This window comes from Streptacidiphilus sp. P02-A3a (genome assembly GCF_014084105.1).
Lineage (GTDB): Bacteria > Actinomycetota > Actinomycetes > Streptomycetales > Streptomycetaceae > Streptacidiphilus.
Genome location: NZ_CP048289.1, coordinates 515,927 through 536,383, shown reverse-complemented (window position 1 = coordinate 536,383; position 20,457 = coordinate 515,927). Strand labels below are relative to the sequence as shown.

Sequence of the window (20,457 nt, the reverse complement as noted above, 5' to 3'; positions counted from 1 at the left end):
CCCGTCTCTGACCGCGCAGATCGCCCGGGCGAGCAACCCGGGTGGTACGACGGCGATGTGGGTGCGGGACCGGCTGGACGGGCTGTGGTGCGATGAGGACTTCGCGGACTGGTATCCGCGCGACGGGCGTCCGGGGCTCTCGCCTGCCCAACTGGCTACCGTCTGCGTGCTGCAGTTCCTGCTTGGCCTGTCGGACCGGCAGGCAGCGGAGGCGGTCCGGTGCCGCATCGACTTCAAGTACGCGATGGCCATAGAGCTGGACGATCCCGGCTTCCACCACAGCGTGCTGGGCGACTTCCGCGAGCGCCTGGCCCAGGACGACCGAGCCGACCGGCTCCTGGACCTGGCGCTCGCCCGCCTGAAGGAGGCCGGCCTCGTGGGCGAGCGCACCACGCAGCGCACCGACTCCACCCACGTCCTGGCCGCGGTGCGTGACCTGACCCGACTCGAGCTCGTCACCGAGGCGGTCCGAGCCGCGCTCGAAGAAGTGGCCCGCACGGCCGGGCACCTACTGGTCGGCCTGGTCGACGAGGACTGGGGGCGTCGGTACGGCCGCCCGGTGCGTCTGGGCAAGAACCCCACCCGGCCCAAGACCCGGATCCTGGCCGCCGGCGACGATGCCTGTCGGCTGCTGGAGGTCCTCCAGCGCAGCGGGGCCGCCTACGGTTCCGGGCCGCAGGCCGAGGCCCTGCGGCAGATCGTGGTGCAGAACTACTACCGCGACGCGGCGGGCAGGCTGTGCTGGCGCACCGCCGAGGACGGCGGGCTGCCGCCCTCCTCCTCGGCGGTCGTCTCCCCCTACGACGTCACGGCGCGCTACGTGCGGCACGGGCACATCATCCGCTGGAAGGGCTTCGCCGCCCACCTGACCGAGACGTGCGCCTCCGACAGCGTCAACCTGATCACGGACGTGGCCACCACCTCGGCCGCCACCAACGACGGGCAGGCCCTGCCGGGCATCCACACCCGTTTGGCGCGTCGCGGACTGCTGCCCGCCGAGCACCTGGTCGACGGCGGCTACACCTCCCTGGTCCACCTGGAACGAGCCGCCCGCGAACACGAGATCACCGTCACCGGGCCACTGCCGGGCAACCCCACCCGCCAGCACCGCAGGAGCGAGGGCTTCGACCGCGACGACTTCCACATCGACTTCGGCCGCCGACAAGTGACCTGCCCCCGGGGCCAGGTCAGCGCGGGCTGGCACGGCCCCTACCCGACCTCCTCACCCACCGCGGCACCCCTGATCGTGGCGCGATTCACCAAGGGCCAGTGCCAGCCGTGCCCGGATCGGCCTCGGTGCACCAGCTCCAGCGACGCCCGCAACGTGGGCTTTCCCCCACAGGAACTCCGTGACCTGCAAGTCCGCGTCCGCGCCGAGCAGCAGACACCTGAATGGAAGGCCCGATACGCGGTCCGCTCCGGGGTGGAAGGCACCATCAACGAGTTCGCCCACGGCCACGGCATGCGCCGCTGCCGCTACCGAGGACAGCCGAAAGCCCACCTGCAACACGTCCTCACAGCCATCGCCGTGAACATCGAACGACTCAGCAGCCAACCAGAGACCGAGAAACCCTCATCATCGAGACCGCCCACCACCTTCCAGACCTTCCTGGACCAGCAGTCGATTCCCCGATCCAAGTCCTGGCGCACCCTCGGCACCTGACCTTGACCAACCAAGATCACCGACAGAGTCAAGCACCGAGCCAAGCACCATGACGTCGGGAAAACGGTCAAACGCGCCGAGTCAATCAAGGAGCATCAGGCCAGCAACGGATAAACGCCAAGCTAAGACGCTGTTGCCCTATCGATCATTAGGGCGGTTTCGATCGAACATGGAGACTTGGGTTGGTGATCTTGGCCGGGTAGGTTCATGGGGTGCTCCATCCCTCCCTCAGCGGCCCGACCCCGTTGGACCGGCGGAATCTCGGCGGTCTCATCCGGAAAGGTGATTGCGGGGTGATTGTCGTGCTGGTTGGGTAGGCAGGAGCTGGCCGACGCCGCGACAGCGGTGTTCCTGTGATCTGGAGGTGTCCGTCATGTCCAATGATGAGCAAGGTGTACTGACAGGGGAAGTCGCGGATGGGACGGCGCGGACGTTCCCTATTCAGGTGTCGGCTCTGCGGAAGAACGGCTATGCAGTGCTGGAGGGGCGCCCCTGCAAGATTTCCGACATTTCGAGGTCCGGCGATGATGTCAGGATTGTCGGTATCGACATGTTCACCGACAGGAAATATGAGGCGGTGGCCCCCGCGGCTGAAAGCGTGGACGTGCCCCACGTCCAGCGCCGCGATTTCACGCTGGTCGACATCGATGAAGGCTTTCTGAGCCTGATGGAAGCGAGCGGAGGTATGAAGGATGACCTCGCTCTCCCTACAGGGACAGATCGCCTCGACATGTTGAGCCAGCAGATCCGCGCGGACTTCGATGCTGGGAAGGAACTCATCGTGACCGTGCTCAGCGCGATGGGGGAAGAGCAGGTGGTCGCTTCCCAGGTGTCCAATTCGGCTATGTAGGCTGAGTGGCTGTCTTCGTTCCGATCTTGAGTGGTGTTGGTCGAACAGGGGTCTCGTTCGGGTGATCGCGGCGGGCGCCGGGCATGAAAGCAGGGCCTCTTGGTAGCTCGTTAGGTGTCTACGCCAACAAGCGATCCAGGAGGCCCTGTTGTCGCAGTTCTATGCCCTTGATGCGAGCGGGTCCAGTACGGTCACCCGGTCGTGCGACTGCCTCGCACACCGGTTCGGGAACGCCGCGGACAACGGAACGCGTGAGCGCCGCTACCCCACCGACATGACGGACGCGCAGTGGGCCGCGGTCCGTCCACTGCTGCCGGTTCCGGGCTGGCTGCTCGGGCGCGGTGGGCAGCCGGAGGCGTACTGCCACCGGACCATGGTGGACGCGGTCCACTACCTGGTCGACAACGGAACAAAATGGCGGGCCCTGCCGGTGGACTTCCCGCCGTGGGGCCGGGTCTACGCCTTCTTCCGCCGCTGGCGCGACCACGGCCTACTCCCTGAGTTCCACGACCGGCTGCGGGGCAGGGTCCGCGAGAAAGCGGGCCGGGACCCCGAGCCCAGCGCCGGGGTGATCGACTCCCAGTCCGTGAAAGCGGACGCCGTCGTCGGCTCCGGAAGCCGCGGCTTCGACGGCGGCAAACTGATCAACGGACGCAAGCGGCACGCGGTGGTCGACACCCTCGGGCTGCTACTTTCCGTGATGGTCACCCCTGCCGACACCGGCGACCGCGCCGCCGCGCAGACACTCCTGGCGCGGGTCGCCCAGGCCCACCACCGACTCGAGCTGGTCTGGGCCGACGGCGGCTACACCGGCGAACTCATCACCCACTGCCTCACCGCCCTGGCCCTGGTCCTGACGATCATCAAACGCAGCGACGACACGCGCGGCTTCGTGGTGCTGCCCAAGCGGTGGATCGTCGAGCGGTTCTTCGCCCACCTCATGCGCACCCGCCGACTGGTGCGCGACTTCGAGCGCACCACCAGCAGCGCCGAGGCGATGGTCCACTGGTCGATGACCCTGCTCATGACCCGCCGACTGGCCCGGCCACGCCCCGCGCGAGCGTGAACTGCCCCGCTGACGACTCGGTCAGCTAGCCGCGAGCCACCAGCCGCTTCGCCTTGGACCGCAACGCCTCCACCTTCGCCGGCACCACCTCCAACCCGAACGCGGCAGCCATCTCCTGGCAGGACAGTGCGCCCAGGCCGAGCCGCTCACGGTCCGCCAGGACCCGCACGACGCGCTGGTAGTCCACCGACAGCGCCGACCAGGCCAGCCCCGCACGCCACACCGGCACCATCGACTTCGGCTTCGCCGCTGTTGTCGGCGGCTCGACCCGCACCAGCTGCGGATCCGGATCCCGCACGTCCTGGGAGACATCCGGGGCTGCGACGCCGTCACCGGCCGGGTCCAGGACCTCGCCGACCCGCGAGCGGGCAATGACCCATTCCTTCCAGTCCTGCTCGGCCACGACCAACTCGGCCGCGATGCGGTCGGCCTCCTCCCGCAACTCGTCCACACGACGACGAGCAGTGACCTCGCGCTGTTCCAACAGCCCCACAACCGACGGCATCCCCGACCTCCAAAGCAGCGACGGCACAACACATCACCACTTCCACGGGACCACCGACCCTACGCCTGACCAGTGAAAACGCAATCCTCAAGCCCGGAAAGAGAACAACTTCTAAGAAAGCTCTAGGGAAGGTCCGCCAGACGCGCAAGAAGACCTGCTGAGGTGGCCACCGCAGCTACCGCGTCAGCACGCGTCCAGGTGAAGTGCTCGGTAGTGCCCTGGTCGTCGTGCGGCGCGCCGCTAAACAGCTGGTAGGCGCTCTGGATGAGAACCGCCCAACGCTCCTCCTGTGTACGCTCCTTCGCCTTACTGCCGCGGTTCATGACCCGGTTGTAGATAACCTCCGTGTTGCAGGCTGGCCGCACAGCATCCAACGCAGAGCGTGCCTTGCCCACTGCGCCTTCGTAGTCGCCATTGCGGATCGCCAACTGGGCCTCACGGATGCGCCGTGCTGCGATGGCACGTCCTTCAACCTGGGTGATGGGAACCAGGACATCCACGTATGCCCCGGCGTCGAGCTGTTCGACCTTCTTTGACCATTCGGCGTGCGGAATCGAAACCCGGACCTGGCACTGACCAACCGGCCAGCTCGTGCCAGTTGCGTCGAGGCGTACCCCAACGAGATCTGCGCGAAGGGTCAGGTCCCGGCTCGCGCGGGCCTGTTCCAGGCGCCGAAGCTGTTCGTCAGTCACACTGGCGTTCAGCCGCAAATTGTCGCCACCGTAACGGGTATTCAGGGGCTCTGGCTGGGTGAGTGGGCTGATCCACCCGAGTGTGCCGGGGATGTCCTCCGCCCACAGTTCCCCAGAGAATGAGATGAGCGGTCCGTTGTCTCCCATCTCCCGTGTAGTGAAGCCCAGGGTCAGTCGGTGCACTCCGATGCTGGGAAACAGGTTGATGGGATCGCGCTGGGGCGTGATCGAGTGCATGAAGCTGTCGAGACCGATCGGCATGATTCTCCCCGCAAGGCTGGACTGACGCGGCAAATCGTCCTCGCTTGAGGGTAGCCACAGCAAACGAGATACCTCCCCGGTTTTATGGGAACCCCCCAAAGTCGACCGGCGTCGGGCACCAACCGGACACTGGCTGGCTGTCTCCATCCGCCCCACCTCATCGCACCCGGCCCGAACCCTCCCAGTCCACCGCTCTGCACGCTCTCTGCACGCTCGTCCACCGAATGTCCACCGGGGGAGATTATGTTGCCTGCAAAGCCCCTTATGCGGCCACGAGATAGGTATCGGAATGGCAAAAGGCCCAGGTCACGGACTATATGACCTGGGCCTTGAGGGAGCCGCCTTCGGGATTCGAACCCGAGACCTACGCATTACGAGTGCGTTGCTCTGGCCAACTGAGCTAAGGCGGCGCGCCGGTCTTGCGAGCGGCAACGGAGGACAGTCTACACAGCTCCGGGGGCGGGTCGGCACGGCGCTGGGGGGCTGGTGGGGGTCAGGAGACGGAGGCGGTGGCGAGCTTGGCGGCGAAGGCGATGAAGAGGCCCGCTATGCCGGTGGTGAGGGCGGCGGAGAGGCGGCGACGGCGGCGGAAGGCGTTGGAGAGGTAGGTCCCGGCGAGGATCAGGGTGGTCAGGTAGATCACGCTGAAGCTCTGCAGGGTGGTGCCGAGGACCGCGAACGGCAGGGCGGAGTCGTGGTAGGTCGGGCTCACGAACTGCACGAAGAAGGAGAGCAGGAAGAGGATGGCCTTCGGGTTGAGGAGGCTGACCACCAGGGCTCGGCGGAAGGGGCGCTCGCGGTCCGTCGGCTGTGCGGCGGGGGCGGGGGCGGGGGTGGGGTCCGGGGTGGCGGGGGCCGGGTCCGGGGTGGCGGGGGCGGGGGTGCGGGTGGACTGCCAGAGGGAGCGGGCGGACTTCAGCATGCCGTAGCCGAGGAAGCACAGGTAGCCCGCGCCGAGGAGCTTGACCGCGTCGAAGACCAGCGGGGTGGTCCGGAGCAGCGAGGCCGCGCCGAGGGAGGTGAGCAGGATCAGCGTGGTGTCCCCGGCCAACACCCCGGCCGCCGCCCGGAACCCGGTGCGGACGCCCTTGCGGGCGGCGATCGAGAGCACGTACATCGAGTTGGGACCCGGAAGCAGGACGATCAGCAGTGCGCCCACGGCGTAGGTGCCGTAGTTGATGACTCCCACGTGCCACCCCTTCCATCGCATCACCTCTTGAAGCGATGGAAGGATTGTGACAGCTGTTTGGTCCTTACTGGCAGATGGTGTTTTTGGCCGGGGGCCGACCGGTGAGCAGGTAGGTGTTCACCGCAGAGTCGATGCACGAGCTGCCTCGCGCGTACGCCGTGTGGCCGTCGCCGTTGTAGGTGAGCAGCGTGCCGGAGTCGAGCTGGGCGGCCAGGGCCTGGGCCCAGGCGTAGGGCGTGGCCGGGTCGCGGGTGGTGCCCACGACCAGGATCGGGGCCGCGCCGCCGGCCGGGATGGTGTGCGGCGTGCCGGTGGCCTTGACGGGCCAGTAGGCGCAGGTCAGACCGGACCAGGCCAGGGACGCGCCGAACTGCGGCGAGGCCGCCTCGTAGGTGGGCAGCTGCTGCTCGACCTGCTTCGGGTCGGCCGCGGCGGTCGGCAGGTCGAGGCAGTCGACGGCGGCGTTGGCGTACATCAGGTTGCTGTACTGGCCCGAGGGGTCGCGTTCGTAGTACTGGTCGGAGAGGGCCAGCAGGCCCGCGCCGTTGCCCTGCTCGGCCTGCGAGAGCGCTGCTCGCAACTGTGGCCACTGCTCCTGGTCGTACATGGCCGCGATCACCCCGGTCATGCCCAGCGCCTCGTCCAGGTTCCGGGACTGGCCGGTCGGCAGCGGTTTGGCGTTCAGCGAGGTGAACAGCGTGTCGAGCCGGTTGTCGGCCTCGGCGTCGGCGCGCCCGAGCGGGCAGCCGCTGTGGGTGACGCAGTCGCGGGCGAAGGCGTTGAAGGCGGTCTCGAAGCCGCCCGCCTGCTGGCTGTCGAGCTGGAACGCGGTCAGCGACGGGTTCATCGCGCCGTCCAGCACCATGTGTCCGACGCGGCTCGGGAACAGCCCGGCGTAGGTGGCGCCGAGGAAGGTGCCGTAGGACTTGCCCAGGTAGTTGAGCTTGGCGTCGCCGAGCAGCGCCCGTGCCACGTCCATGTCGCGGGCGGCGTCGACGGTGCTGACGTGGGCGAGCAGCTTGCCGGACAGCTTCTCGCAGCCCTCGGCGAAGGACTTGTCCGCCGCCACCAGCGCGTCGACCTGCGCGGTGCTGGTCGGCGTGGTGTCCACCGCCGTGAACGCGTCCATCTGCTGGTTGCTGAGGCAGCTGACCGGGGTGCTGCGGCCCACGCCGCGCGGGTCCAGGCCGACGATGTCGTACGCGTCGCGGACCGGCGCGGGGTAGGTCTGCGCGGCGTACTCGGCGTACTGGACGGCCGAGCCGCCGGGGCCGCCGGGGTTGATCAGCAGCGAGCCGAGGCGCTTGTAGCCGTGTCCGGCGGCCTGGCTGCGGGAGAGGCCGAGGGTGATGTCCCCGGCCGCCGGGTCCGAGTAGTCCAGCGGCACCTTCATCGTCGCGCACTGGAAACCGTTGTCGCAGGAGCTCCACACCAGCCGCTGCTGGTAGTAGCTCTGCAGGTCCGCCGGGACGGCCGCGGGCAGCGGTTGCAGCACCGGCGCCGCCGCGGCGTCCCCCGAGGGCGGGGTACCGGCGGAGCCGGGCCCGCTGCCGCCCCTGGTGGACCCGGTCGCCGAACCGGACGAGGCCGACGGGGTGGACGCAGAGCTGCAACCACTCAGCGTCAGACCCGCGACCACCAGTACCGAAGTCGCGATCCGCCGCAACCTGCTCATCGTCTCTCCCACTCCTTGAATACGCAGAGGGTATCCGCCGCTGCCGACAGTCACCGCCGGTCGCCCACGGCCATCTGCTCCGCCAGATATCCAGCCGCCTGCCGGGCCAGCCGGATCCGCTCGCTCTGCGCGTCCAGGTCCCGGACGGTGTCCGAGAGCCGGACGCCGCCCGGCGCCACGTCGGCGAGCGCGTGGCGCAGCCGGGCCGCTGACGCCTGCCCGGCGGCGTCCCGGGCGGTGTCCGCGAGCAGCAGCCGCAGGCCCGGGCGCCCGGTCGACAGCGGCACCTGCCCGTCGTAGCGACCGCCGAGGCCCACCCCGGCCGCGTAGGCCTCCGGGTGAGTGGTTTCCGCCGCCACGGCGGGGGCCGCGCCCGTGCCGAGGCCGAGCACCCCCCAGGACCGGACGGAGGGTTCCACGTGAAACATCCGGACGACCGCGTCGCGCAGCGCCGCGCCGTCCAGGCGCGGGAAGGCGCCCGGGGTCGGCCCGCCCGGGGCGGGTTCCGGGGCGACCACGACGAGCGGGTTCGCCCGGCCGTCGGCGACGGCCTCGGCCAGCCCCCGCAGCACGTCCGCGAGCTGCGCCGGGTCGGCCAGGACCACCAGGGCCTGGAGCGGGTGGCTGCGGCGCGGGTACTGCTGCGGCAGCCAGACCCGCAGACGTCCGGGGTACCCCGGCAGCGTGCCCTCACGCAGTTCCCCGTCGGCCGGACGGCCCACGGTGGTCAGCCCCGGCGGGGGCCCGGCCGGGGACGGTACCGGTGTCGCGCGGCGCCCCGCGGCGTCCGCGGCGACCGGGGTGGCGGACGGGTGCGCGGGCGCGGAGCGCACCGGGGCGGTGCCCGCAACCGCGGCGACCGCCGGGACGGTAACGGTCCCGGGGCGGCTCTGGCCGACGACGAAGCCGGTGCCACCGGCCAGCGCGCACCCCGCCGCCGCCAGCGCGGCGACCGCGCGCAGTGCCGTGCCGCGATAGCTGGGCACCAGTTCGTAGGCCAGGGCGGCGCGTTGCTCCCGCCAGGAACGCAGCGCACAGGCACCGAGCCACACCGTTGCCGACACACCTGCCACCAGCAGGACCGCAAAGATCACTTCGGGGGCATCCCCGCCGCGACCGGCCGTCCCCACGTCAGGTCGCAACTCTCACCCGATCGGGCGATCCCGGAAGGCCCAGCGCCCATCGGAATCATTCAACCCGGAGGCGTCATCCGGCGCGCAGCGCCACCGTCATCGCCTCGACCGCCAGCAGTGGCGCGACGTTGCGCTCCAGTGCGGTGCGGCAGCCCAGGACCGCCTCCATCCGCCGCAGCGTGGCCTCGGCGGTGGACCCGGACGCCACCCGCTCCACCGCCGGACGCAGGTCCTCGCAGGTCAGCTCGCCGGTCGCGCCGAACTGCAGGGCCAGGACATCGCGGTAGAAGGAGCAGAGGTCGATCAACGCCCGGTCCAGGCTGTCGCGCTGGGTGCGGGTGGCCCGGCGCTTCTGCCGGTCCTCCAGCTCCTTCATCGCCCCGGCGGTGCCGCGCGGCATCCGCCCGCCGATGCCCGCCGCCGCGCCCAGGGCCGCCCGCAGGTCCTCGGTCTCCTTGGTGTCGACCTCCTCCGCGACCTGCTTGGCGTCCGCGGCCGCCGCGTCCACCAGGCTCTGCGCACCGGCCAGGCAGGCGCCCAGATCGGCGACGCGCAGCGGCAGCCCCAACACCTCGGCCCGGCGCTCGCGCGCGGCGGCGTCCGTCGCCAGCCGCCGCGCCTGGTCGATGTGGCCCTGGGCGGCGCGGGCAGCGAACGTCGCCAGCGCGGGTTCGATGCCGTCGCGCCGGACCAGTACCTCGGCGACCGCGCCGACCGACGGCTGGCGCAGCACCAGCAGTCGGCAGCGGGAGCGGATCGTCGGCAGCGCGTCCTCCACCGAGGGCGCGCAGAGCAGCCACACCGTGCGCGGCGCGGGCTCCTCGATGGCCTTGAGCAGGACGTTCGCCGCGCCCTCGGTCAGCCGGTCGGAGTCCTCCAGGACGATGACCTGCCAACGCCCGCTCGCCGGGGACATGGACGCGCTGCGGACCAGCTCCCGGGTCTCCTTGACGCCGATGCTGAGCACGTCGGTACGCACCATCTCGACGTCCGCGTGGCTGCCGAGCAGCGCGGTGTGGCAGCCCTCGCAGAAGCCGCAGCCGGGCACGCCGCCGAGCTCCAGGTCCGGCGAGGTGCACTGGAGCGCGGCGGCGAAGGCCCTGGCGGCGGTGGACCGGCCCGAGCCGGGCGGGCCGGTGAACAGCCAGGCGTGGGTCATCCCGGAGGAGTCGCCCTCCCCGGACACCACCGCGCGCGCCGACCGCGCGGCGCCGACCAGCGCCTCCACCACCGCGTCCTGGCCGACCAGGTCGTCCCACACGCTCACGTCGCCACTCCGGTTCTGCTTCTCCCTGCTGGACCCGACCCTAGCGGGCCGCACTGACAGTCCGACGCGGTCAGCGGCGGGAGCGGCCCCGGCCACGCTCGGGCTCCGGGCCCTCCTCGCCGTTGTCGTGCCACTGGGCCCACTCGTCCCGGGAGCCGAGCAGCTCGTCGGTCAGGCTGGGCAGGTTGTCCAGCGGGGTCTCCTCGGCCCAGTCGTAGCGGGCCCTGGGCAGGATGCTGGTGGCCTCGGGGTCGGCCTCGGCCGCCGGAGCGGTGAACTCCGGGGTGATCGCGGGCAGCTCCTTGGTGCGCTCGACCACCGGCGGCTCGGGCTCGACCGGCTCGTCCTGCGGCCGGAACAGCCACTCGGGCACCCGGTCCTGCACGCTCTCCTGGTTGCGGGGCTTGGCCACGCGCCAGGACTTCGGCAGCGGCGGCAGCACGGCCGTCCGCTCGTTCGGCGAGACCGGCCGGGCGGACGGAGCCGCCTGGGCCACCGGCCCCGGAGCGGCGGCGGACGAGGCGGACGGAGCAGAGGGAGCGGACGGGGTGGAGGGAGTGGACGGGGCGGAGGCGGTGGAGCCCGGACCAGTCCCGGGAGCAGCGGCGGACGCGGAGCCGGAGGTGTCCGGCGGGGTGCTCGGCCTGGGCGGCAGCGGCGGTCGCACCGGGCTCGCGGGCGGCTCCACCGCCGGGATCACCTCGGTCGGGGCGTCCAGCGGCAGCAGCGGCGTCTCCACCGTCGGCGCCTCCTCCCGGACCGCCTCCAGCACCTCGGTCACATCATCCGAGGCACCCGAAGGACCGGCAGCATCGGCGGGGCCGTCAGCCGAAGCGGTCTCGGCGGCCCGTGCGGCAGCGGCCTCGGCTGCTGCGGCGGCCGCCGCCTCGGCCGCGATCCGGGCGGCCTCGGCCCGCTGCAGTGCCTCCTCGGCCCGGCGCCGCTCCTCGGCGCGCCGGACCTCGCGCTGCCGCTCCAGCTCGGCCAGCCGGGCCTCCTCCGCCGCCCGCAGGCGGCGGGCCTCGGCCTCCGCCTCGCGGCGCTGCTTCTCCTCCGCGGCCCGGCGGTCGATTTCGGCCTCGGCGGCGAGCCGGGCCTCCTCGGCGGCCAGCCGGGCGGCCTCCGCCGCGCGGCGGTCCTCCTCCGCCTGCCGGGCCTTGGCCTGCTCCTCGGCCTCCAGCCGCAGCCGCTCCAGCAGCGCCTGCTTCTCCCGCTCGGCCTGCTCCGCCTCGGCCTTGGCCTTGGCCTCCGCCGCCAGCCGCGCCGCCTCGGCCTCGCGAGCGAGACGTTCCTGCTCCGCCTGGGCGGCCTTCTCCTGCTCCGACAGCGGCAGTTCGCGGTCCAGCCGGTGCCGGATCGCGTTGGTGACCTCGGCGACCGGCTGCCCGGCGTCGACGACCAGGTAGCGCAGCGGGTCGGCCGCGGCCAGCGCGAGGAATCCGGCGCGCACCCGGGCGTGGAACTCCACCGGCTCGGACTCCAGCCGGTCCAGCGCCTCGGTGAACCGCTCGCGGGCGGCCTCGGGGGCGACGTCCAGCAGCACGGTCAGATCGGGGACCAGGCCCTCGGTGGCCCAGCGGGAGATCCGGGCGACCTCGGCGCCGGCCAGGTCGCGGCCCGCGCCCTGGTAGGCGACCGAGGAGTCGATGTAGCGGTCGGTGATCACCACCGCGCCGCGCTCCAGCGCCGGGCGGATCACCGACTCGACGTGCTCGGCCCGGTCCGCCGCGTAGAGCAGCGCCTCGGCGCGGTGCGAGATTCCGGTGTTGCCGACGTCCAGCAGCATCGCGCGCAGCCGCTGGCCGACGGCACTGCCGCCGGGCTCGCGGGTGACCACGACCTCGTGGCCCTTGCTGCGGATCCACTCCGCGAGGGCCTGCGCCTGGGTGGACTTGCCCGCGCCGTCGCCGCCCTCCAGCGCGATGAAGAAGCCGGTGCCCGCCGGGTGCGGCAGCGGACGGCCGCCGCCGCGCACGGCGTCCCAGACGTCGCGGCTGAACGGGGCGACCGAGCGCCGGTCGTCGGCGCGGAAGAACACGACCACGGCCAGGACCAGCAGCAGCGCCCCGACCACGGCGATGGCCAGGCCCGCGCCGCCGTGGTCGAAGACCACCGAGCCGTCCTGGTAGTCCTGGGCGCCGATGGCCGCGCCCAGCAGCGGCACCACCACCAGCGCCACGCCGGTCGCGAAGCGGAGCATCGCGTGCAGGTGCTCGGTGACCCGGGGCCGGCGGGCTTCCTCGGTCTCCTGGTCCAGCAGCACCCGGCCGGTGCGCACGGCGACGCCCGCGGCGATGCCCGCGGTCACGGCGAGGACCAGCGCCAGCACGTAGTCGACGACCAGGCCGCTGAGGATCAGCGCGACGGCGGCGGTGCCCAGCGCCAGCGGCAGCAGTCGACGGCGGCCCAGCAGCGGCAGTACCGACGGCGCGATCCGCATGCCCAGCAGCGGCGCGGCGGTGGCGGCGAACACCAGCAGACCGAAGCCGACCGGGCCCGCGCCCAGGTCGTAGGCGTGCGGCAGGGCCACGGCGGCGAAGCCGGCCAGCGCCGCGACGGCGCCGGTGACGGCGAAGCTGAAGACCACGGCGGTGCCGGTCCGGCCGCGCGGGCCGAGGCCGAGGGTGGTGTCGGCGGGGGCGCGCAGCCCGGTCAGCGGGGAGCGCGGGATGACCGCGACCGCCGGGGCGGCCGGGAGCGCCTGCTGGTACAGCAGTACGGCGGAGGCGACCAGGAATCCGGCCGCGCCGAACGCCGGAACCGCGCCCAGGTGGGCGTTCAGCCAGTCGACGCCGGTACTCAGGCCGTTCTCCACCAGCATCAGCAGCGCCAGCGCGGCGGCGGCCAGCGGCGCGGTGAGGTAGCCGGTCCAGCGGTCGATGCCGCGCAGCAGCGGGCGCTGGTCGACCACGGGACGCCCGGGCTCGGCGCCCGGGAGCAGTTGGACGTCCACGGACTCGCGGACGACGGCGGCCACGCGTTCGGCGGCGGCGGCCAGGAAAACGCTGACCAGGAGCCAGATCCAGGCGGTGGACGGCGTCCAGACGATCCAGAAGGGGGCGACCGCGAGCAGCACGGCCCGCAGGGCGTCCGCGCCGACCAGAGTCCAGCGGCGGTCCAGCCGGTGGGCGAGACCGGCGACCGGCTCCAGCAGCGCCGCGCCGAAGAGCAGCGTGCCGAGCAGTCGGGCCGCGAACACCGCGGCGACCGACAGCAGCAGTCCGCGTGCGCCGCCGCCGAGGGCGTCGGCGGTGGCGACCGCCACCCAGGTCAGGATGAGCAGCACCAGCAGCCCGAGCCGGTCCCCGACGCCGCCCAGCAACTGCGCGCGCCAGAGCCGCTGGTACGGGCGGACGCGCAGCAGCGCCCGCGCGCGCTCGGCTTCGGCCCGGGCGGTGGGTCGGGGGTGGTCGGGTCCGGGTCGCTCCGCACTCGTCATGCGGCCAGCCTAACCGGAGGGACGGACATCGTAGGGGTCGTTCCGCCCTCGGGGAGGGGTGGCCGGTCCCGCCCGGGCGGGCGGGACCGGCTGTGACGTGCCCGGAGCCTAGTCGGCGGAGGCGGTCGCCCGGTCGGCGTCGGGAACCTCCGCCGCCGACTTCTTGGCCGGAGCCTTCTTGGCAGTGGCGGTCTTGGCGGCAGCGGTCTTGGCCGTCGTCTTCTTGGCGGTCGTCTTGGTGGCGGTGGTCTTGGTGGCGGTGGCCTTCTTGGCGGGGGCCTTCTTCGCCGCCGCCTTCTTCGCCGGGGCCTTCTTGGCGACCTTCTTCACCGGACCCTTGGCCCGCTTCTCGGCCAGCAGCTCGTAGCCGCGCTCCGGGGTGATCTCCTCGACCACGTCGTCCCGGCGCAGTGTGGCATTGGTCTCACCATCGGTCACATAGGCCCCGAAGCGGCCGTCCTTGACCACCACCGGACGCTCGCTGACCGGGTCCACGCCCAGCTCGCGCAGCGGCGGCTTGGCGGCGGCGCGCCCGCGCTGCTTGGGCGTCGCGTAGATCGCCAGCGCCTCCTCCAGGGTCACCGTGAACATCTGCTCCTCGTTCTCCAGGGAGCGCGAGTCGGTGCCCTTCTTGAGGTACGGGCCGTAGCGGCCGTTCTGCGCGGTGATCTCCACGCCCTCGGCGTCGGTGCCGACGACCCGCGGCAGGCCGAAGACCTTGAGCGCGTCGTCCAGGGTGACCGTGTCCAGGGACATGGTCGACAGCAGCGACTGGGTGCGCGGCTTGACCGCGTTCTTGCCGGTCTTCGGCGTGCCCTCGGGCAGCACCTCGGTGAAGTAGGGGCCGTAGCGGCCGTCCTTGGCGACGATCTCGTTGCCGCTCTCCGGGTCGGTGCCCAGCTCGCGCACGCCGCTGGGCTTGGCCAGCAGCTCCTCGGCGAGTTCCACGGTGAGCTCGTCGGGCGCCAGCTCCTCGGGGACGTCGGCGCGCTGCTCGCCCTTCTCCACGTAGGGGCCGTAGCGGCCGACCCGCAGCACGATGCCGCTGTCGCCGAGCGGGAAGGAGCTGATCTCGCGGGCGTCGATCGCGCCCAGGTCGGTGACCAGTTCCTTGAGGCCGCCGAGGTGGTCGCCGTCGCCGTTGCCCGCGTCGGCGGCGGAGGCGACGGCCGGGGCGGCGACGTCCTCCGGCCCGGAACGGCCGTAGTAGAAGCGGCGCAGCCAGGGCACCGAGGCGCTCTCGCCCCGGGCGATGCCGTCGAGGTCGTTCTCCATCCGGGCGGTGAAGTCGTAGTCGACCAGGCGGCCGAAGTGCTCCTCCAGCAGCCGGACCACGGCCAGCGCCACGAAGGAGGGGACGAGTGCCGTGCCCTTCTTGAAGACGTACCGGCGGGCGACGATGGTGTCGATGATCGCGGCGTAGGTGGAGGGACGGCCGATCTCGCGGTCCTCCAGCTCCTTGATCAGCGACGCCTCGGTGAAGCGGGCCGGGGGCTTGGTCGCGTGGCCGTCGGGGGTGATCTCCTCCGCGCCCAGGGCGTCCCCCTCGGCGACCGGCGGCAGCCGGCGCTCGCGGTCGTCCAGTTCGGCGTCGGGGTCGTCGCGGCCCTCGACGTAGGCCTTGAGGAAGCCGTGGAAGGTGATGATCTTGCCGGTGGCGGAGAACTCGGCGTCGCGGCCGTCGGTGGAGGTACCGGCGACCTTGACGGTGACCGACTGGCCGACGGCGTCCTTCATCTGGGAGGCGACGGTGCGCATCCAGATCAGCTCGTAGAGCCGGAACTCGTCGCCGCGCAGGCCGGTCTCGGCGGGGGTGCGGAAGCGGTCGCCGGAGGGGCGGATCGCCTCGTGCGCCTCCTGGGCGTTCTTGACCTTGGCGCTGTAGACCCGGGGGGTGTCCGGCAGGTACTCCCGCCCGTACAGCTGCTCGACCTGGGCGCGGGCCGCCTTGACGGCGGTCTCCGACAGCGTGGTCGAGTCGGTACGCATGTAGGTGATGAAGCCGTTCTCGTACAGCTTCTGGGCGACGTCCATGGCCCGCTTGGCGGCGAAGCCCAGCTTGCGCCCGGCCTCCTGCTGCATGGTCGTGGTCCGGAACGGCGCGTACGGCGAGCGCCGGTACGGCTTCGACTCGACGCTGCGGACCCGGAAGTCGGTGTCGGCGAGCCCGGCGGCCAGGGCCCGGGCGGCCTCCTCGTCCAGGTGCAGGGCCTGCCCGGAGGCCGCCTTGAGCTGTCCGAGCGAGTCGAAGTCGCGTCCGGAGGCCACCCGGCGGCCGTCCACCGCGGACAGCCGGGCGCCGAAGGTGCCCGGGTCGCCGTCGATGGCGGTGGCCGAGGCGAAGACCGCGGTCAGGTCCCAGTAGGACGCCGAGCGGAAGGCGATCCGCTCCCGCTCGCGCTCGACCACCAGCCGGATCGCCACGGACTGGACCCGGCCCGCCGAGAGCTTCGGCATGACCTTCTTCCAGAGCACCGGCGAGACCTCGTAGCCGTACAGCCGGTCCAGGATGCGGCGGGTCTCCTGGGCGTCGACCAGGCGCTTGTTCAGCTCGCGCGGGCTGTTGACGGCGGCCTGGATGGCGTCCTTGGTGATCTCGTGGAACACCATGCGGTGCACCGGGACCTTGGGTCGCAGCACCTCCTGCAGGTGCCAGGCGATGGCCTCGCCCTCGCGGTCCTCGTCCGTTGCGAGGAAGAGTTCGTCGGAGTCCTTCAGCAGCGACTTGAGTTTCGCGACCTGGGCCTTCTTGTCGGCGTTGACGACATAGATCGGCTCGAAGTCGTGCTCGACGTCGATGCCCAGGCGGCGCACCTCGCCGGTGTAGCCGTCGGGAACCTCGGCGGCGGTGCCGGGCAGGTCGCGGATATGCCCGACGCTCGCCTCGACCACGTATCCGGGGCCGAGGTAGCCCTTGATCGTCTTCGCCTTGGCCGGCGACTCGACGATCACGAGTCGCCTTCCTTCGCGTCCGGTCTCGCTGGTCGGGGACACCTTCGCTCTTCTCTCCCGGTCGTGTGGGGGGTGGTCGGGCCGCTTCGCACGGAAACGACCCTGAAAGCGGAGTGTGACCGTATCCGGGTCCCCCTTGTCAAACGGACTGAAGCCGCTCCGCCGACAGCGGAACCCGTCCGACCCCACTCGAACGGTAACCCGAGAGCGGTCGTTCCCGCTGCGCGGACCGTTGTCGGCGGCTATGGAGATGGCTCAGAAATGCCTGGAGAATGGCTGACCCCGGACAGGTACGCTGCCGCTCGTACTGAGCTACCGCGTTCTCACAGCTGCCACTCCCCCGCCTCCGCCGCTGGTCGCCGCTGCTCCGGGGCCGCCACCGCGGTCCGGGGCCGCCGCCGGAGGGCGGCGGTGGCACGGATCACGGGGCCGCGTGCCGCCGACCGTGGGACCGGACGACTCGGGGCAGGACAGATCAATACAAGCCGGATGATAGGACTGCCGACCGGGGGACGGGGCGAAGATCCGAGACTTTGGGCGTGTCGGCGGTCCGGTGTCGGCGGTCCGGTTTCAGAGCACGGACGCCAGCAGCGCCAGGCCGCAGCCGGCGAAGGCGGCGCCCAGCAGCAGCCAGAAGACGTCGCTGCGCGCCTGGCGTACGCCGTGCACCGCGACCAGCTCCGGTCGCGCCGGGTCGTAGGAGACCGGCACCAGCGCGTCCACCGCCAGCGCGGGCGTGCGCCGGATGGTGGTCCAGCCGCGTGGTCTGGCGACCACCTCGCCCCGGCCCTCGACCTGGAAGGCCAGCAGCGGGGAGCTGTCCAGGTGGTCCGCGCCGGGCCCCGGGTCGGCCAGCACCCGGGCGGTGACCCTGGTCCCGCCGCGCCGCAGCACCCGCCGGGTGCGGACCTCGGAGACGCACCAGGCGAGCACCCCGAGCCCGAACAGGGTGAAGAAGCCCCCGGTGAACAAGCCCAGTGGAGTGCCCACGCCCGCCCCAGCCCTATGGAGGTCCGATCAGTACGATCGTCACCTTGGCAGCGCCCCGGAAACGGAGGGCGGCACCAGGGGAACGCGGAGGTGAACAGCGGCCGCTCGGCCGCCGTCCGGCCTTCGGGCTCGGGTGCGAATTCGGGTGCGAATTCAGGTGAGGGTTCGGGTGAGGGTTCGGGTGAGGACGGGTCAGGACTCGGGTTCGGCGAGGGCGGCCGGGATCAGGAAGCCCTGCTCGACCAGCAGTCGGAGCTGCTCCGGCGCGCGGGACCGGAGCAGCTCCGGGGGCTCGCCGACGAGGTGGGCGATGGCGTCCAGGATGCCGCCCGCCGGGAGGGTGCCGTCGCAGGCACCGGCGAAGCCCGCGCCGACCGTGTCCACCTTCGTGGCCCGGCGCATACCGCGGTTCTGACGGAGCACCACGTGCTCCGGGTCCTCCGCGCCGGGCGCGCCGATCTGCTCCTGGACCACCTCGTCCGCGAGCAGGTAGTGCTCGGCGAGGAGCCCGGCGTCGTCCCGCTCGCGGAGGAAGTCCTGACGGGCGAACCAGCGTTCGATCTCCGGGCCGAGCGGCTGCTCGACCGGGTGCGGCCACTCCTCGGCGACCAGCACCGGCTCGCGGCCCTCCGGGGCCCGGCGCAGGGTGATCCAGCCGAAGCCGACACCCTCCACTTCGGCGGCCTCGAAGGCGTCCAGCCACTCCTGGTAGCGGGCGTCGTAGTGGGCCCGGTCCTGCCGGTGGTCGCCGCCGTCGCGCAGCCACAGCTCGGCGTACTGGAAGACGTCCTGGACCTCGCGCTGGACCACCCAGGCGTCGCAGCCGGTGCCCGCGATCCAGTCGGCGATCCGGGACCGCCAGTCCTCGCCGCGGACATGCTGCCAGTTGGCCAGGAGCTGGCAGTAGCCGCCCGGCTCCAGGTGCTGCCCGGCGGCGGACACCAGGCCGCGGCACAGCTCGTCGCCCGGCATGCCGCCGTCGCGGTAGGTGAAGCGTCCGCCGGGGGAGATCACGAACGGCGGGTTGGACACCACCAGGTCGAAGGCCTCGCCCGCGACCGGCTCGAACAGGCTGCCCTGGCGGGTCTCGATGTTGGTCAGGCCGGAGAGCGCCGCCGTCAGCCGGGTGAAGTGCAGCGCGCGGGCGTTCACGTCGGTGGCCACGACCGCCGCGCCATGCCGGGCCGCGTGCAGCGCCTGGACGCCGGAGCCGGTGCCGAGGTCGAGCACCCGGCGCACCGGACGGCGCACGGCGATGTTCGCGAGCGTGGTGGACGCGCCGCCCACCCCCAGCACCAGCTCCGACCTGGGCACCCCGCCGACCGAGCCGATCCCGCCCGCGCCGCCGACCGAGCAGCCGAGGTCGGACACGATCCAGGCGTCCCCGGCGTCATCGGTACCGGCGATGTCGTTGGCGTAGGGGCGGATGTCGACGGTGGCCCGCACCATGACGTCGCCCGCGCCGCCCGCACTGCCCGCGTCGCCCTCGGCGCTTGGGCCCTCGGCGCTTGGGCCCTCGGCGCTTGGGCCCTCGGCGCTTTCGGGAACGGCGGCGGTGAGCCAGCCGCCGGTCAGGCAGTCCGCGACCGGCAGGCCCGCCGCCTCGGCCGCCGCGCGGGTGACCGGGCTCTGGAGCAGGAACAGCCGCAGCAGCGTCTCCCCCGCGCTGCCGCCCCCGGTCGCCCGCAGCGCGGGCACCGTCTCGCTGCGGGCGAGGGCGGCGTAGGCCCCCGCGCCCAGCAGGTCGAGGCAGCCGTCGGCGGTGAAGTCGGCGGCGGTGAACGCCGCCCGGAGCCGGGCCGCGAGGGCGGTGTCGACGACCGGGCTCGGGGAGGCGGGCGCAGGCGTGGGCGCGGTGCTGTCAGTCACCCGGCCATTGTCCCCCGACTGAGGTCAGTGGGTGGACGCGGACGCGTGCGGGTCGGCGGACGCGCTGGGCTTGGCGCTGGTGGAGCCGTCGGCCGTGCCGCTCGGCCGGGTGCCCGCGGAGCCGGACGGCGCGGGCGAGGCGCCGACCGGGGCGGCCGGGCTGTCGGTGGCGGTCACGCCGCCCGCGCTCGGACTCGCGCTCACGCTCTTGCAGCCGGGCTGCTTGGCCAGTGCCGTCCCCAGGCTTCCGCTCTGCAGCTGCTGGAGGGCGGAGGTGGACAGCTCGGCGAGCTGCTGGACCTTGTCGCCGACGCCCTTCAGGCCCGCCGCGAACTTCGCCTGGTCGTTGACCGGGAGCGCGGAGACGGCCTGCTGGACCGAGGTGTAGCCACCCGCCGCCTGGTTGAGCTCGCTGACCGCGCTGGCCTGCGTCTGCGCGCCGTCGTCGACGGTGGGGGCGCCGGCCTTCTGCACCGCTTGGGCGATCTGGGTGTTGGCGGTGGCGAGGGTGCCGAGGTCGCTCGCGAGCCGGGTCTGCAGCGCCGCCGGGGTCTCCCCGGTCTTGACCGTGCCGGTGTCGGCGAGGGCGGCGTTCGCCTGCTGCACCGGGGTCTGCATGCCGCCGCACAGGCTGACCGCCCAGGCGTCCAGCTGCTTGGTGTTGTCGCTGCTGCACGCGGTGGCTCCGAAGGCCAGCAGCACGGCCGGAATCGCGAGCCTCAGCCACGTCTTGGTCACCACGGGTTCCCTTCCCTCACGCGCACCCGGCGTGCACCTGGTCCAGCCTGGGAACCTACAGGCCCGCCGGGGACGGCCGGGCATCGAGCACCGAAAGATGTCGCCGATGCCCGGTTTCATGCTGCTTTCAGCGCCGGTGCCGACCGGCTTCGGCTCCGGTTCGGCCGC

The 20,457-nt window shown here is 72.2% G+C and carries 13 protein-coding genes, 1 tRNA gene and 1 pseudogene; 3 read left to right on the top strand and 12 right to left on the bottom strand.

The genetic code is table 11. The features are described 5' to 3' along the window. Positions 1–55 precede the first annotated feature (55 nt). The 3 genes from GXP74_RS02485 (at position 56) to GXP74_RS02475 (ending at position 3,579) form a co-directional block, all read left to right on the top strand. Positions 56–1,663 carry an IS1182 family transposase gene (locus GXP74_RS02485; RefSeq protein ID WP_255528068.1) on the top strand — a complete coding sequence of 536 codons (1,608 nt, stop codon included), beginning with the start codon at positions 56–58 and terminating at the stop codon, positions 1,661–1,663. Between the two features lie 373 nt (positions 1,664–2,036). Continuing rightward, entirely contained in the window at positions 2,037–2,513 is a 477-nt protein-coding gene (gene eif5A, locus GXP74_RS02480; protein ID WP_182449765.1) for a translation initiation factor IF-5A, read from the top strand. Between the two features lie 274 nt (positions 2,514–2,787). After that, positions 2,788–3,579 carry an IS5 family transposase gene (locus GXP74_RS02475; RefSeq protein WP_182449764.1) on the top strand — a complete coding sequence of 264 codons (792 nt, stop codon included), beginning with the start codon at positions 2,788–2,790 and terminating at the stop codon, positions 3,577–3,579. A gap of 28 nt (positions 3,580–3,607) precedes the next feature. Here GXP74_RS02475 and GXP74_RS02470 read toward each other — a convergent pair. The 12 genes and pseudogenes from GXP74_RS02470 to GXP74_RS02415 form a co-directional block, all read right to left on the bottom strand. Further along, positions 3,608–4,084: pseudogene (locus tag GXP74_RS02470) on the bottom strand (hypothetical protein); the annotation flags it as partial. 122 nt (positions 4,085–4,206) lie between these two features. Further along, the gene (locus GXP74_RS02465; RefSeq protein WP_182449763.1) at positions 4,207–5,037 is read right to left on the bottom strand and encodes a hypothetical protein; all 831 of its coding nucleotides are present in this window, start codon (positions 5,035–5,037) and stop codon (positions 4,207–4,209) included. A gap of 336 nt (positions 5,038–5,373) precedes the next feature. Next, positions 5,374–5,447 (bottom strand) — tRNA-Thr (locus GXP74_RS02460). Positions 5,448–5,530: 83 nt separating this feature from the next. Next, positions 5,531–6,247: a leucine efflux protein LeuE gene (leuE, locus tag GXP74_RS02455; protein ID WP_182456102.1), complete on the bottom strand. Its 717-nt coding sequence runs from the start codon at positions 6,245–6,247 to the stop codon at positions 5,531–5,533. 43 nt (positions 6,248–6,290) lie between these two features. Further along, entirely contained in the window at positions 6,291–7,901 is a 1,611-nt protein-coding gene (locus GXP74_RS02450) for an alpha/beta hydrolase (RefSeq protein WP_182449762.1), read from the bottom strand. Positions 7,902–7,951: 50 nt separating this feature from the next. Further along, positions 7,952–8,995 carry a hypothetical protein gene (locus tag GXP74_RS02445; RefSeq protein ID WP_182449761.1) on the bottom strand — a complete coding sequence of 348 codons (1,044 nt, stop codon included), beginning with the start codon at positions 8,993–8,995 and terminating at the stop codon, positions 7,952–7,954. A 112-nt stretch (positions 8,996–9,107) separates the two neighbouring features. Continuing rightward, positions 9,108–10,301, bottom strand: coding sequence for a DNA polymerase III subunit delta' (locus GXP74_RS02440; protein ID WP_182449760.1), 1,194 nt, complete (start codon positions 10,299–10,301; stop codon positions 9,108–9,110). A 70-nt stretch (positions 10,302–10,371) separates the two neighbouring features. Beyond that, positions 10,372–13,740, bottom strand: a complete 3,369-nt coding sequence (gene tmk / locus GXP74_RS02435) for a dTMP kinase (protein WP_182449759.1) — start codon at positions 13,738–13,740, stop codon at positions 10,372–10,374. 108 nt (positions 13,741–13,848) lie between these two features. Next, on the bottom strand, positions 13,849–16,734 hold the full coding sequence (gene topA / locus GXP74_RS02430) for a type I DNA topoisomerase (RefSeq protein WP_182449758.1): 2,886 nt from the start codon (positions 16,732–16,734) through the stop codon (positions 13,849–13,851). Between the two features lie 528 nt (positions 16,735–17,262). Next, the gene (locus tag GXP74_RS02425; protein WP_182449757.1) at positions 17,263–17,682 is read right to left on the bottom strand and encodes a DUF3592 domain-containing protein; all 420 of its coding nucleotides are present in this window, start codon (positions 17,680–17,682) and stop codon (positions 17,263–17,265) included. A gap of 192 nt (positions 17,683–17,874) precedes the next feature. Beyond that, positions 17,875–19,551 carry a methyltransferase gene (locus tag GXP74_RS02420; protein ID WP_182449756.1) on the bottom strand — a complete coding sequence of 559 codons (1,677 nt, stop codon included), beginning with the start codon at positions 19,549–19,551 and terminating at the stop codon, positions 17,875–17,877. 24 nt (positions 19,552–19,575) lie between these two features. After that, positions 19,576–20,289 (bottom strand): small secreted protein, encoded by a 714-nt coding sequence (locus GXP74_RS02415; protein WP_182449755.1) that lies wholly within the window; start codon positions 20,287–20,289, stop codon positions 19,576–19,578. Positions 20,290–20,457: the final 168 nt, after the last annotated feature.

What these genes read in the sequence shown, in the direction of transcription:
- GXP74_RS02485 (WP_255528068.1), top strand. Translation starts at nt 56, where the DNA reads ATGTGGGTGCGGGACCGGCTGGACGGGCTGTGGTGCGATGAGGACTTC.
- leuE (WP_182456102.1), bottom strand. Translation starts at nt 6,247, where the DNA reads ATGCGATGGAAGGGGTGGCACGTGGGAGTCATCAACTACGGCACCTAC.
- eif5A (WP_182449765.1), top strand. Translation starts at nt 2,037, where the DNA reads ATGTCCAATGATGAGCAAGGTGTACTGACAGGGGAAGTCGCGGATGGG.
- GXP74_RS02450 (WP_182449762.1), bottom strand. Translation starts at nt 7,901, where the DNA reads ATGAGCAGGTTGCGGCGGATCGCGACTTCGGTACTGGTGGTCGCGGGT.
- tmk (WP_182449759.1), bottom strand. Translation starts at nt 13,740, where the DNA reads ATGACGAGTGCGGAGCGACCCGGACCCGACCACCCCCGACCCACCGCC.
- GXP74_RS02475 (WP_182449764.1), top strand. Translation starts at nt 2,788, where the DNA reads ATGACGGACGCGCAGTGGGCCGCGGTCCGTCCACTGCTGCCGGTTCCG.
- GXP74_RS02465 (WP_182449763.1), bottom strand. Translation starts at nt 5,037, where the DNA reads ATGCCGATCGGTCTCGACAGCTTCATGCACTCGATCACGCCCCAGCGC.